The sequence below is a fragment of the Micromonospora sp. NPDC005254 genome, assembly GCF_042872525.1.
Classification (GTDB): domain Bacteria; phylum Actinomycetota; class Actinomycetes; order Mycobacteriales; family Micromonosporaceae; genus Micromonospora.
The window spans coordinates 22,198-35,071 of sequence record NZ_JBIAKM010000004.1; the positions used below are offsets into that span (position 1 = coordinate 22,198).

Genomic DNA, 12,874 nt, shown 5'->3' on the forward strand with positions numbered 1-12,874 from the left:
CACGTTGGGAACCCCCGTAAATTGTCGCAGGTGAGCATCTCCTGGGCCGACTCATACGTAGGGCAGTTGCGCGCGCTCGCCGGCGACCGGACGCTGATGTTCGTCGGCGCCCGTGCCGTGGTCAGCGACAACGCGGGGCGCATCCTGCTCATCCGACGCTCGGACAACGGTCAGTGGGCCATGCCCGCCGGGGCGATGGAGCTGGGCGAGTCGATCGCCGACTGCGCGGTCCGCGAGGTCCGCGAGGAGACCGGACTGCGGGCGCTGCGGGTCTGCGCGTTCGCCCTTTACACCGGCCCGGACCGGACCAGCACCAACATGTACGGGCACACGTACCAGGTCTTCACCACCGCGTTCAAGGTCGAGGAGTGGGACGGGCAGCTGACCCGGGTCACCGACGAGACCACCGACGCCGGCTTCTTCCCCCGCGACAGGTTCCCCCCACCGCTCTCCGGATCGGTGTTGGAAACCCTGGCCGACCTGGACGTCTTCGAGCAGACCAACCGGCTGATCCTCAAGTAGGGCGGTGCTGTGCGCTCGTGCAGCTCCTTGACGGCACGGTGGGCCGTCGCTTCGGTGATGTTCCAGAAATAGCTCTCTGATCTGGCTGGAGTCGGAGCGCGACGGGGCACCGCTCATTCGGGAGTGTGCCCGTCGTCGCGGAGCCGTCCCGGCGATCGGCCGAGGACGGTCAGATCATCGTCTGGGACTTGGCCTCCATGTCGGCGGCCGCCTCGTCCTTGGATTCGCGGGTCAGCGGCTTGCCGCCCGGCGCCGGAGCCTCGCCGCCGAGCGGGTCGGCCCCGCCCTTGGCGCCCTGCGGACCGGCACCCCGCAGCTCGTTGTTCGGCATCGCCAGGGTGACCAGCACCGCCACGATGGCGACGAGCCCGGTGGTCAGGAAGACCAGGTGCAGCGACTCCACGAACGACGCCTGGATGGCGGCCCGGACGGCGCCGGGCAGGGCCATGATGGTCGCCGGGTCGTTGATCGAGATGTTCGTGCCGCCATTTGCCGCGACCGCGGCCCGCTGCTCCGGTGGAAGCTGGGCGATCGCACCGGGCAGCCGGTCGGCGAGCTGCGAGTTGAGCCGCGACGAGAGCACCGTGCCGAGGATCGCCACCCCGAACGAACCACCCAGCGACCGGAAGAACGTCGCTGACGAGGTACCGGCGCCCAGGTCGCGGACGGAGACCGCGTTCTGCACCGCGAGGACGAGCGACTGCATGCACAGACCGAGGCCGACGCCGATCACCACCATGAAGCCGAACGCCACCCAGAGCGACGTACCCACCTGCAACCGGGTGAACAGCAGCATGCCGACCAGCAGGGTGACCGCCCCGGCCACCGGGAACCACTTGTACCGGCCGATCCGGCTCATCGCCCGGCCGGTGAGGATCGAGGTCACGATGATGCCGGCCATCATCGGCAGCATCAGCAGACCGCTGCGGGTCGGCGAGGCGCCCTTGACGATCTGGAGGTACAGCGGGATGAAGATGATCGACCCGAACATCACCAGACCGAGCACGAAGCCGGCAGAGTTGGCCAGCGCGAACGTGGCGCTGCGGAACAGCCGCAGCGGCAGGATCGGCTCGGCGACCCGCGCCTCCTGGAGCACGAAGAGCACGGCCAGCACCGCACCGGCGACGAAGAGGCCGATGATCAGCCCGGAACCCCACGGGTACTCGTTTCCGCCCCAGCTCAGCGCGAGCAGGAGGCAGCTCACCGCGGCCACCAGCAGGCCGGCGCCGAGCCAGTCGATCGCGTGGTCCCGGCGCTCGAACGGGATCAGCCGCATCACGTGGTAGCAGACCACGATGGCCAGGATCGCCAGCGGCACGTTGATGTAGAAGATCCACCGCCAGTCGGTCTCGGCAAAGTACCCACCGACCAGCGGGCCGGCCACCGACGCGATGCCGAACACCGCCCCGAACAGACCCTGGTAGCGGCCTCTCTCCCGAGGTGAGACCACGTCCGAGATGATCGTGAACGCCAGCGTCAGCAGACCACCGGCACCGAGCCCCTGGATGCCCCGCGTGACGATCAGCTGGGTCATGTTCTGCGACAGGCCGGCCAGCAGCGACCCGAGCAGGAACGTGCCGATCGAGAAGAGGAAGACCGGGCGACGCCCGTACAGGTCGGCCATCTTGCCGTACAGCGGGGTCGACGCGGTCGAGGCGAGCAGGTACGCCGTGACCACCCACGAGTAGTGGTTGATCCCACCCAGCTCACCGACGATGGTCGGCAGGGCCGTGCCGACGATGGTCTGGTCGAGGGCGGCCAGCAGCATGCCCGTCATCAGGCCCAGCATCAGCAGCCGGATCTGCTGGCGATTCAGTACCGGCGCGGCAGAGGCTTCGGTGGTCATCAAGCCCTCTTTCCCGACCACCGGAGAACATGCCCCATACCCGAGAAAAACCCCACCGGTCCCATACCCCCACCCCGCCGCCACCCCGCCGCCACCCCGGTCGATCATGAAGTTGTTGCCACGACACGCCGGGTGAGCCGGCAATAACTTCATGATCAACAGGGTGGGGGTGGGGGGTCAGGGGGTGGCGAAGGTTTGGGTGATCTTTGCGCAGAAGGCGGGGAGGTCGTCGGGGTTGCGGCTGCTCGTCAGGTTGCCGTCCGTCACGCACTCCTCGTCGACCCAGGTGGCGCCGGCGTTGGTCAGATCCGTGCGCAGGCTGGGCCAGGAGGTGATCCGCCGGCCACGGACCACGTCCGCCTCGATCAGCGTCCACGGGCCGTGACAGATCACCCCGACCGGCTTGCCGGCGTCGAAGAACGCCTTCACGAACCGCACCGCGTCCGGGTCGGACCGCAGGAAGTCCGGGTTCGCCACCCCGCCCGGCAGCACCAGCGCGTCGTACCCGGCGGCGTCCGCCTTGTCCACGGTGACGTCCACGTCGTACGTCTTGGACTGGTCCAGGTGGTTGAAGGACTGAATGGAACCGGCCTTGAGCGAGACCAGCTCGGCCGTCGCGCCGGCGTTCTCGACCGCCTCGCGCGGCTGGACGTACTCGACCTCCTCGACGCCGTCGGCGGCCAGGAAGGCGATCCTCTTGCCCTGCAGTGTCGCTGCCATCTTGGTACATCTCCTCTCCGGGGTACCGCAATTCCCTTCCCGGCCTCCAACGCCCGAAACACCCCACGCCGGTACGACAGGCACCCCGTCAACGAGGGTGGGACGAAAGGACGCGGACCCGCGGCGCAGCCGGTCCCGGCGCGGGGTTTGTCCGGAGGGCCGCTGGGGACCCGGGGAGGCATGGCAGGAGCAGCAGCGGAACAGCGCCGGCTCGCCACCGTCGTGGAGAGCTGGCTCGGGCGCCCGGTCCTGATCGTCGGCGACGCCATGCTGGACGAGTGGCGGTTCGCCGACTCCGACCGGCTCTGCCGGGAAGCGCCCGCCCCGGTCCTCACCCTGCGCCGACGGATCTCCGCCGCCGGTGGGGCCGCGAACACCGCGGTCAACGTCGCCACCCTCGGCGGTCGGGCCGTGCTGGTGGCGCCGGTCGGCGCCGACGTCGCCGGTGACGAACTGCACGACTGTCTGGACCGGGCCGGCGTCTGGGACCGTACGGTCAATCAGCCCGGTCGGCCCACCCCGGTGAAGCGGCGGATGCTCGCCGGCAACCAGATCCTGCTCCGCGAGGACTCCGGCGACGCCGACGACGCGCTCGACCCGGACGGGGTGGACCGGCTGCTCACGGCGCTGGACTGCGCCACCGAGGAGCTGCGCGCCGCTGCCGGCGGAGAGGCGCCGACCCTGGTGGTCTGCGACTACGGTCTGGGTGCGCTGTCCGCGCCGGTCCGCGCGTGGCTGGTCGAACAGCGCGAGCGGTACGCCACGGTCGCGCTGGACGCCCACGACCTCGCCGACTGGCGAGGGCTCGCGCCGACGGTGGTCACCCCCAGCTTCGCCGAGGCGACCCGGCTGCTGGCCCGTGCCGGTGGCCCGAACCGTTCGACCGCCGGCACCGACCTGCACCTGGAACACCCCGACAACGATCCGGCCGACGGGCCGTCCGAGCTGAGCGTCGGCGCCGCTCCGGGTGGGGCCCGCGCGGACGACCGGCCCGGCCCGGTCGGCGAGCCCACCCCGAGCGAGGGTCGGGTGGCCCTCACCGGCGACGGCCTCAGCGTCACCGGCACCGGCGTCACAGTGAACACCGAGGCCGGAGCGGGCGTGGACCGGGCCGTACTGGCCGAGTCGCGCCTCGCCGAGCTGCGCGCGCACACCGGCGCGGACGTGGTCGCGGTGACCCTGGACACCGACGGCGCGGTGGTCGGCGGCGCGGACGGGGAACGGCGACGCAGCCACAGCACCCCGGTCCCCGCGAGCCACGCGGTGGGCGCGGGAGACGCGTACCTGGCGGCGATGACGCTGGCCCTGGCCGCCGACGCGCCGCTGCCCACCGCCGCGCAACTCGCCCAGCTCGCGGCCACCATCACCGTGTCCGACACCGGCACCTGTGTGTGCCTGCGCAACGACCTGCTGGCCGCCCTCGACATGCCACCGGAGACCGTCGGGCACCCGGCGGTGGTCGGCACCGACGAACTGGACGCGATCGTCGCCGAGCATCGCGAGGCGGGCCGGTCCGTGGTGTTCACCAACGGCTGCTTCGACGTGCTGCACCCCGGGCACGTGCGCTACCTGGAACAGGCCCGTGCCCTGGGCGACCTGCTCATCGTGGCGGTCAACTCGGACGGCAGCGTACGCCGGCTCAAGGGGCCGGACCGACCGGTCAACCCGGTCGAGGACCGAGGCGCCCTGCTGGCCGCGCTGTCCTGCGTGGACCACGTGGTGGTGTTCGAGGAGGACTCGCCCGCCGCGCTGATCGAGGCGGTCCGGCCCGACGTGTACGTCAAGGGCGGCGACTATCCGCCGGAGCTGGTGCCGGAGGCGCCGCTGGTGCGCCGACTCGGCGGTCAGGTGCGCACGCTGGGGTACGTGCCGGACCGGTCCACCTCGGCGATCATCGACCGGATCCGGTCGCACAGCCAGGACCCGTCGTCGCACGCCACCGACCCGTCGCTGAGCCCCCGCACCCAGGCGTCGTGAACCGGCCCCTCACCCTCGGCACCCCGGCGGAGTTCCGTGCCGACCGGCTGGTCGACGTGTTGGTCCCGACCCGTAACCGGCCCGCCGAACTGGCCGTCACCCTGGCCGGGCTCGCCGCCCAGGGCGGGGTTCCCGGCTTCGGCGTGGTGGTCAGCGACCAGTCCGACGGCGATCCGGCGTACGCCCACCCCGCCGCGGCCACCATGGTCCGGGCGCTACGCCACGCGGGCCACCCGGTGCTGTTGACCCGCCGGCTGCCGCGCCGCGGGCTGGCCGAGCACCGCGCCTATCTGCTCGCCGCGTCCTCCGCCCGGTACGTGCTCAACCTCGACGACGACGTCTGGCTGGAGCCCGGGGCGCTGCACCGGCTGGTCACCGCGATCGAGGAGCTGGACTGCGGGTTCGTCGGCAACGGCGTGCACGGCCTGTCGTACACCGAGGACGTACGACCGGACACGCACCGGCACTACGAGGAGTGGGCCGGCCGGCCCGTCCCGGAGCGGATCCGGCCGGGCACCGCCGAGTGGGACCGCGCCCGCATCCACTCGGCGGCCAACCTGCTGCACGTCACCGCCGAGCTGGCACTGCCGCCGGGCGCGTGGCGGGCGTACAAGGTGTCCTGGATCGGCGGGTGCGTGCTCTACGACCGGGCCAAGCTCGTCGACTCCGGGGGCTTCGACTTCTGGCGGCGGGTGCACGAGAGACACCAGGGCGAGGACGTGGCCGCCCAGCTCGCGGTGCTGGCCCGCCACGGCGGGGCGGGCATCCTGCCCAGCGGCGCCTACCACCTGGAGACCCCCACCACGGTCACCGAACGGGACGTGGAGGCGTGGGAGGTCGTCCTCGCCGACGAGGACACCCCACAGCCGGCCTGAGCGCCGCCTACGAGCTGAGCAGTTCGCGGGCCGATTCCAGCACCTCGGCCACCGGCACGTCGATGACGAACGAGTCGCGGTGCGGGCACTCGCCGTCACCCGGCCGGTGCGGGTAGATGCCCGGCGTGCAGTCCACGCCGCAGACCGGGCAGTGCACCGTCCAGGAGCTGATCGGCCGGTGCCGGCCACGCAACGGCGTCGCCGTGTTGATCAGGTTGCCGACCCAGAAGATGCCCACCGTCGACGTGCCCACCGCCGCGGCCAGGTGCAGCGGGCCGGTGTCGTTGGAGACGACCAGCGCGCAACCGGCGTAGCAGCCGGCCAGCCCGCCGAGACTGAGCGTGCCCACCTGCGGCCGGACCGGCACCCCCGCCGCCGCGACCACCTGGTCCACCACCTCCTGCTCGGAGGGCGTACCGGTCACCAGCACCTCGTACCCGTCGCCGTGCAGCGCACGGGCCACCTCGGCGAACCGCTCGGCCGGCCAGCGGCGCCGGGTGTCGGAAGCGCCCGGATGCAGCGCCACCCGAAGGCGGGCCGGTGGACCGAGCACCTGCTCGGCCTCGGCCCGGTCCGCGTCGGTGACCGCGAGCGTCGGCACGATGGTGGTCGCCGGAGCGCCCACCAGGGCCACCGCCTCCAGATAGCGGATCACCTCGTGCTGGTAGTACACGTAGCGGACCCACCGGTCCAGCGGCGGCGCGTCCTCGGCGCGCAACCCGACCGTCACCCGGGCACCGAGGCGGCTGATCAACGGGTTGGAGTTCGCGCCACCGCCGTGGGCCTGCACCGCCAGGTCGAAACCCTCGCCGCTGGCCGCCGCCACGAAGTCGTCGATCGTGGACGCCGGCTCACCGGCCTCCGGCTCCCGAATGCCGGGGCCCGGCGGCACCACCAGCACCCGGTCCACCGGGCCGGGCCGGTCGCGCCAGAGCTTCGCGTGCCACGGCGCCCCGAGCAGCACGATCTCCGCCGAGGGGTACGCGGCGCGCAACGCGTCCAACGCCGGCAGAACGAAGATGAAGTCGCCGAGGGCGTTGGCGCGCAGCACCGCGATCCGGCGCACGTCTTCGACTCGCCCCGCCGTCGGGCCGAGCAGGGACGGGGTGACCACGTGGCGCGCTACTCCCGGTCGATCTCGCCGACGCTGTCCGGGTGGTGCAGCTCCCGGTCCGCGGCGGGATCGGCCGCTATCGGCGTACCACCGGAGAGGCCGCCCGAGCGCGGCCCGGCGCGGCCGACGGTGATGGTGCGCGCCGTGGGTCGCGCCGCCCGGGGCAGCCGGACGCGCAGCAGCCCGTGGTCCATCACCGCGTCGATGCCCTCCGGGTCGACCCGGGACGGCAGGTCGATGCGGTACTCGAAACCGCGCGTCTCGAAGCCCCCGGGAATGCCCTGATCGGCGTTGACCTCCGCCTCGGAGCGGGCCCGCACGCACAGCTCGCGGTCGTCCAGCTCGACGGCCACCTCCTCGGGCGCGACGCCCGGCAGCCGGACGACGACCTGCCAGCCGTCCGCGGTCTCGGTCAGCTCGACGTCGGACGACCCGGCCCGGCCGCCGACCAGCCGGCTCAGCTCGGCGCGCAGCGACTGCAACTCGCCCATCGGGTCCCAGCCCTGTTGCCGGCCGCGCCACCCCCGGCCGAAACCGCCGGTCTGCTGCTGCTCGCTCATCGCACGTCTCCGATCCGCCGGGTGGCCGTGGTGGGCCGCAGTGAGCTGGGCGCATCCAGACCGGCGTCGCGGTCGACGCCCACACCGAGCCGGTCGACCAGTTCGCCACCGAGCCAGGCGCTGATGCCGAGGATCGCCACCGCGACGACCTCGATGGCGATCAGCGCGCCACCGGCGGCCCGCGAGTCGGCGTTGAGCCGGACCACCCACACGGCGGCGAAGAGCAGGATCACCGCGACGTTGGCGCCCGCGTGCAGCAGACCAACCCGCTTCGCGCGGGTGCCGGTCGGGATCGCCAGCAGGTCGAACGAGCCGGCCGCCGCGGCGAGCAGGCCGCCGATCAGGCCGACGGTGATGTTCCAGTACGCGACCTCGCCGAGGAAGTCCGGCCCGCCGACCGTGTCGATGATGTCGAAGAGCACCGCGGTGACCAACAGCGCGACCGGGAACATGACCAGCATCGGATGGACTGGATGACCCAGCACCTTGAGTCGGCTCTCCATCTCCCGGCCTCCACTGGTCGGCTTTCCTGCGGACGGTATGAGCGGCGGGCGTGTCGGGTGAGGCCCTACCCCGGGCGACCGGGGGCAAACCTCGCGCTGGCCACGCGGGCCTAGGCTGGCGACGGTGGCGCCGCCACCCGGGTCAACGGCTGGGGGAGGATCGCGTGACGGTGGAGATCACTTCGCACGAGGAACTACGCGAGCTGCTCGGCACACCGGGCGTACGCGCCGCCAACAAGGACCGCGCCCGCCTGCACGAGCGCGACCGGCAGTGGCTCGCCGCCGCCCCGTTCTGCCTGATGGCGACGGCCGGCGCGGACGGCAGCTGCGACGTCTCGCCCAAGGGCGACCCGGCCGGGTTCACGCTGGTGCTGGACGACACGACCATCGCGCTGCCGGAGCGGCCGGGCAACAAGCGGGCCGACGGCTACCGCAACATCCTGGACAACCCGCACGTCGGGCTGCTCTTCCTGATCCCGGGTCGCACCGACACGCTGCGCATCAACGGGCGGGCCCGCCTGGTACGCGACGCGCCCTGGTTCGACGACATGGTCGTCAAGGGGCACCGGCCGGTGCTCGCCGTGGTGGTGGAGATCGAGCAGATCTTCTACCACTGCGCGAAGGCGTTCCTGCGGTCCGCGCTGTGGCAGCCGGAGACCTGGCAGCCCGACGCGCTGCCGACCCGCGCACGCCTGATCAAGGAGGTCGAGGGGCCGCCCGAGAGCCTGGAGGACCTGGAGAGGCACTACGGCCCGGAGTACGCCAAGAAGATCTACATCTGACGCCGATCCGTCGCGGTCAGGCCGACCAACCGGCGGAATCACCGGACGACTCCCCGGCCTGTCCTCCGGGCCAGGCAGCCGACGAGTAGACGCCCAGGTCACGCAGACGACGCCGCTCACACGCTCTGCGGACCGCCGCTCGCGTTCGCCGTCACCCGCACCGCGGACGGCGTCTTCGACCACGCACCGGGCGTGATGGTCGTGCGGGGTCGCGCGGCACCGGAGGGGACCGTTCGCGCAGCCTCGGCCAGTTTCGCGAGCCCGGGGCTACGCAGAGCAGCACGAAGTTGGATACGCCAGTCGTCCATCAGCTCTAGGCCAGCTTCCGCCCACCGTCGGCGCGTGAGCACGCTGAACGCCGGCCTGCGCGCCAGTCGCGGGAAGCGGTCGGTGGTGGTCGGTCGGACGCGGTCCGGGTCCAGACCGCATTCCTCGTAAACGGCACGGGCCAGGCCGTACCAGGTGGTGCGCCCTCCGGCGACGCCGTGGTAGATCCCGGCGGTGAGTCGGCCGGCGTGGGCGGCGTCGCCGAGGTTGGCGATCCCCTCGGCGAGCATCGCCGACCACGTCGGCTGCCCGTGCTGATCGGCCACCACCTGCACGTCGGGCCGGTTCGCCGCGAGCAGGAGCATGGTCGCCACGAAGTTGGGGCCGTGGTCGCCGTAGAGCCAGGCGGTACGCACCACGTAACCGCTGTGCGGCAGGATCGCGCGCACCGCCCGCTCGCCGACGAGTTTGCTGCGCCCGTACGCGTTGACGGGGGCCGGCCGAGCCGCCTCGTCCAGCGGCGCCCTCCCGTCCCCGGCCAACACGTAGTCGCTGGATACATGAATCAGGTGCACGCCGTGGTCGGCGCAGGCGCCAGCCAGGTGTCGCACGCCGTGACCGTTGACCTCTGTGGCGAGTTCCTCGGCCGTCTCTGCACCGTCCACGTCGGTCCATGCTGCGGCGTTGACCAGGATGTCGTGCCCCGGAACGGCCCGGGCGACGGCCGCCGCGTCGGTAATGTCGACTTCGTCGTGAGCGGCGGCGGTGACCACCGTGCCGGGTCGGGCGCGTAACACCTCGACGATGTCGCGCCCCAGCATGCCGCCGGCGCCGGTGACGAGCCAGCGGATCATCGGGACGCCGTGTCGTCCGTGGCCTGGCGGTCGAGTACGGCCACCGGACTGGGTCGGGCCGCCCTCTGCCGGGCCACCGTGCCGGCGGCCTCGGCGAAGGCGGGTTCGCGGAGCAGGCGCTGCCCGGCCTGGTGGAACGTGGCGGTGTCGCGCGTGGCCAGCGCGAGGGGCAGCTCCGCTTTGCGGCCGACGACCTGCGCGGCGACCAGCGGGGGGTCGGCAGCCTCCGACCGGAGACGCTCGGATACGCCGCGGTGCAACGCCGCTGCTGTCGGACCGGATCCGCCGTCCGCCAGCGGCCGTCCTCCACCGCCGAACAGGAGGGCCGCCCCGAGGTCACCGGCCGGGACGGCGTCCAGGCTGGACGGGCCACTGTCGGCCGCGGTACCGGCGACGACGGCGGTGAGCGCGGACACCACGGCACGCCCGGCCGCTCGGGTCGCCCGGGCGAGGGGCGCGGCCGGCCGCGTCAGCCCGCGTCCGTCAGCGGCGGGGAAGAAGATTTTCACGAATGGCGGATCACACATCTCTCAACCTCCTTCATGAGCCCTGCGGCGGCGGGGTGCGGTACTCCGAGCGGCGATCCGGTCGCTGAATTCGCCTCGACCCGCTCCGCCATCACCGACTGGCCCCGCACTGTCCGCGGCCGCGCACGCTGCGGATCGGTAGATCGACCTCCGGCTGGGCGCCCGAAAAGAAGCCCGGACGCGGCGGAAAGGAGGCAGGTGTCGTTCGTCGGCGCGCGCGTGGAAGGCATGGTCGTGCCCATGGTGGAGGCGACCGGCGCGGAGTCAGCCAGATCATGACGGAGACTGCGTAGCTGAACCTCGTCCATAGTGCTGACGAGGCTAACCTCTCAGGTGCCCCAAATTGGGGCAAACCAGACCAAAGCACTATCAGTACCGCGTCGGCAACTTGCGAGTCGAGCCTGGCTCAGGTCGCGTTCCACGTGCCTGGTGCACTTTCCGACAGCTGGCGCGGAGGCCCAGCCTGGTGGGTGCCGCACCTAAGGGACGCCGACCTCAGGGCGTACGCAGGGCGTCAGGACTACTCAAATGCCGCATAAGCGCCTTGTAGGGCAATCCAGTCGCTTAGTCTGCAACTCGCCGGCAACTGTTCGTCACGAGTAGGTAGCTCCGAGTCTATCTGGGGCGGCTCTGGAGGGGTCATGAGCAACGACCGACGGCTACGGCGGGGGCTGAAGCACGGCCGCGCCGCCTCAGGATTGAGTTCCGCCCTGCTGTTGGTCGGGATGACGGGTGGACCCGCAGCCGCGGCCCCACCTCAGGAAGCGGAATCATCTCCCCAGGGCATGCATATCGGTACGCCGGGTCCGGCCGGCCAGTACGGCGGGCTTCCGTTGTACTGGCCGACTGCCTTCCGAGACGACGGTGGATCTGACGATTCGTGGAAGCCCTCCCCCGGCACACCACCGGACTGCGGTCCGCAAGGCTGGCAGGGCCCGTGGGGTGGGCACGACAAGGGGGGCAAGCAGCCGGACCGGGGCCACCCCCACGGCGGAAAGGGCACTCAGGGCGCGCAGGGCGCGCAGGGCGCGCAGGGCGCGCAGGGCGCGCAGGGCGCGCAGGGTGAAACGGGTGCTGAAGGCGCACAAGGCGATACGGGTGCTCAAGGTTTCCAGGGCGCGCAGGGCGACACCGGCGCACAAGGCAGCCAAGGCACACAGGGCGACACCGGCGCACAGGGAGCCCAGGGGGACACCGGTGCGCAGGGCAGCAGCGGCGCGCAGGGGACTCAAGGTTTCCAGGGCGCCCAGGGCAGCACCGGCGCACAAGGCGCCCAGGGAACGCAGGGCAGCCAGGGCAACACCGGAGCGCAAGGCAGCCAAGGAGCACAAGGCGAGAACGGCGCCCAAGGCACCCAGGGCAACACCGGAGCGCAGGGGGCTCAAGGCTTCCAGGGCGCCCAAGGCAACACGGGTGCTCAAGGCAGCCAGGGCGATACCGGCGCTCAAGGTGCACAGGGGGCTCAGGGTTTCCAAGGCGATACCGGCGCACAGGGGGCGCAAGGCGGGCAGGGCGAGACCGGCGCGCAGGGCAGCCAGGGTGCGCAAGGCGACACCGGCGCACAAGGTGCACAAGGCAACAGCGGCGCCCAGGGGGCTCAAGGCTTCCAGGGTGCGCAAGGCGATACCGGGGTGCAAGGCGCGCAGGGAACGCAGGGCAGCCAGGGCAACACCGGCGCACAAGGCAATAGCGGCGCCCAGGGGGCTCAAGGCTTCCAGGGCGCCCAAGGCGAGATCGGGCCGCAAGGCGCCCAGGGCAACACGGGTACTCAAGGCGCGCAGGGAGCTCAAGGTCTCCAAGGCGATACCGGCGCACAGGGGGCGCAAGGCTCCCAGGGCGAGACCGGCGCGCAGGGCAGCCAAGGTGTCCAAGGCGACAGCGGCGCACAAGGCGCGCAAGGCAACAGCGGCGCCCAGGGGGCCCAAGGCTTCCAGGGCGACACGGGTACTCAAGGCGCCCAGGGCGACACGGGTGCTCAAGGCGACACGGGTACTCAAGGCCCGCAGGGGGCTCAAGGGCTCCAGGGCGATACCGGCGCACAGGGGGCCCAAGGCTTTCAGGGCACCCAAGGCGGCACCGGCGCGCAAGGGGCGCAAGGCTCCCAGGGCGAGACCGGCGCACAAGGCAGCCAAGGTTTCCAGGGCGCCCAAGGCAACACCGGCGCTCAAGGCAACAGCGGCGCCCAGGGGGCCCAAGGCTTCCAGGGCGACACGGGTACTCAAGGCGCCCAGGGCGACACGGGTACTCAAGGCCCGCAGGGGGCTCAAGGGCTCCAGGGCGATACCGGCGCACAGGGGGCCCAAGGCTTTCAGGGCACCCAAGGCGGC

The 12,874-nt window shown here is 71.9% G+C and carries 11 protein-coding genes and 1 pseudogene; 5 read left to right on the forward strand and 7 right to left on the reverse strand.

All coding sequences use genetic code 11. From position 1 onward, the window contains the following. Positions 1-30: 30 nt before the first annotated feature. Positions 31-522, forward strand: coding sequence for an NUDIX domain-containing protein (locus ACFYPR_RS13250; protein WP_387260076.1), 492 nt, complete (start codon positions 31-33; stop codon positions 520-522). A gap of 169 nt (positions 523-691) precedes the next feature. Here ACFYPR_RS13250 and ACFYPR_RS13255 read toward each other — a convergent pair whose 3' ends face one another. Both ACFYPR_RS13255 and ACFYPR_RS13260 read right to left on the reverse strand, forming a co-directional pair. After that, on the reverse strand, positions 692-2,368 hold the full coding sequence (locus tag ACFYPR_RS13255; RefSeq protein ID WP_387260079.1) for an MDR family MFS transporter: 1,677 nt from the start codon (positions 2,366-2,368) through the stop codon (positions 692-694). A gap of 177 nt (positions 2,369-2,545) precedes the next feature. Then, a complete protein-coding gene (locus tag ACFYPR_RS13260) occupies positions 2,546-3,088 on the reverse strand; it encodes a type 1 glutamine amidotransferase domain-containing protein (RefSeq protein WP_363936821.1) in 543 nt (180 codons plus the stop codon). A 180-nt stretch (positions 3,089-3,268) separates the two neighbouring features. On the opposite strand from ACFYPR_RS13260, the gene rfaE2 reads away from it, so the two are divergent. Beyond that, on the forward strand, positions 3,269-5,065 hold the full coding sequence (gene rfaE2 / locus ACFYPR_RS13265; protein WP_387260082.1) for a D-glycero-beta-D-manno-heptose 1-phosphate adenylyltransferase: 1,797 nt from the start codon (positions 3,269-3,271) through the stop codon (positions 5,063-5,065). Then, positions 5,062-5,940, forward strand: a complete 879-nt coding sequence (locus tag ACFYPR_RS13270) for a glycosyltransferase (RefSeq protein ID WP_387260084.1) — start codon at positions 5,062-5,064, stop codon at positions 5,938-5,940. Before rfaE2 ends, ACFYPR_RS13270 begins: the two co-directional genes overlap by 4 nt. Positions 5,941-5,947: 7 nt before the next feature. Here the strand turns inward: ACFYPR_RS13270 and ACFYPR_RS13275 are convergent, their stop codons facing one another. The 3 genes from ACFYPR_RS13275 to ACFYPR_RS13285 are packed head-to-tail and all read right to left on the reverse strand — an operon-like array spanning position 5,948 to position 8,117. Further along, a complete protein-coding gene (locus ACFYPR_RS13275; protein ID WP_387260086.1) occupies positions 5,948-7,054 on the reverse strand; it encodes a glycosyltransferase family 9 protein in 1,107 nt (368 codons plus the stop codon). A gap of 8 nt (positions 7,055-7,062) precedes the next feature. Further along, entirely contained in the window at positions 7,063-7,614 is a 552-nt protein-coding gene (locus ACFYPR_RS13280) for an Hsp20/alpha crystallin family protein (RefSeq protein WP_354854716.1), read from the reverse strand. After that, entirely contained in the window at positions 7,611-8,117 is a 507-nt protein-coding gene (locus tag ACFYPR_RS13285; protein ID WP_354854714.1) for a DUF2231 domain-containing protein, read from the reverse strand. Before ACFYPR_RS13285 ends, ACFYPR_RS13280 begins: the two co-directional genes overlap by 4 nt. Positions 8,118-8,281: 164 nt before the next feature. On the opposite strand from ACFYPR_RS13285, the gene ACFYPR_RS13290 reads away from it, so the two are divergent. Beyond that, positions 8,282-8,899 (forward strand): pyridoxamine 5'-phosphate oxidase family protein, encoded by a 618-nt coding sequence (locus ACFYPR_RS13290; protein ID WP_387260089.1) that lies wholly within the window; start codon positions 8,282-8,284, stop codon positions 8,897-8,899. 116 nt (positions 8,900-9,015) lie between these two features. Here ACFYPR_RS13290 and rfbD read toward each other — a convergent pair whose 3' ends face one another. Together rfbD and ACFYPR_RS13300 are read right to left on the reverse strand one after the other, a co-directional pair. Beyond that, positions 9,016-10,020: a dTDP-4-dehydrorhamnose reductase gene (gene rfbD, locus ACFYPR_RS13295; protein ID WP_387181351.1), complete on the reverse strand. Its 1,005-nt coding sequence runs from the start codon at positions 10,018-10,020 to the stop codon at positions 9,016-9,018. Next, positions 10,017-10,547, reverse strand: a complete 531-nt coding sequence (locus tag ACFYPR_RS13300; protein ID WP_387181348.1) for a nucleotide disphospho-sugar-binding domain-containing protein — start codon at positions 10,545-10,547, stop codon at positions 10,017-10,019. Before ACFYPR_RS13300 ends, rfbD begins: the two co-directional genes overlap by 4 nt. 641 nt (positions 10,548-11,188) lie before the next feature. On the opposite strand from ACFYPR_RS13300, the pseudogene ACFYPR_RS13305 reads away from it, so the two are divergent. Continuing rightward, a pseudogene (locus ACFYPR_RS13305) lies at positions 11,189-12,874 on the forward strand (hypothetical protein); the annotation flags it as partial.

Bases quoted from the DNA above. Each gene is read 5' to 3' on its own strand.
- ACFYPR_RS13300 (WP_387181348.1), bottom strand. From the start codon at position 10,547: ATGTGTGATCCGCCATTCGTGAAAATCTTCTTCCCCGCCGCTGACGGA.
- rfaE2 (WP_387260082.1), top strand. From the start codon at position 3,269: ATGGCAGGAGCAGCAGCGGAACAGCGCCGGCTCGCCACCGTCGTGGAG.
- ACFYPR_RS13260 (WP_363936821.1), bottom strand. From the start codon at position 3,088: ATGGCAGCGACACTGCAGGGCAAGAGGATCGCCTTCCTGGCCGCCGAC.
- ACFYPR_RS13280 (WP_354854716.1), bottom strand. From the start codon at position 7,614: ATGAGCGAGCAGCAGCAGACCGGCGGTTTCGGCCGGGGGTGGCGCGGC.
- rfbD (WP_387181351.1), bottom strand. From the start codon at position 10,020: ATGATCCGCTGGCTCGTCACCGGCGCCGGCGGCATGCTGGGGCGCGAC.
- ACFYPR_RS13255 (WP_387260079.1), bottom strand. From the start codon at position 2,368: ATGACCACCGAAGCCTCTGCCGCGCCGGTACTGAATCGCCAGCAGATC.
- ACFYPR_RS13285 (WP_354854714.1), bottom strand. From the start codon at position 8,117: ATGGAGAGCCGACTCAAGGTGCTGGGTCATCCAGTCCATCCGATGCTG.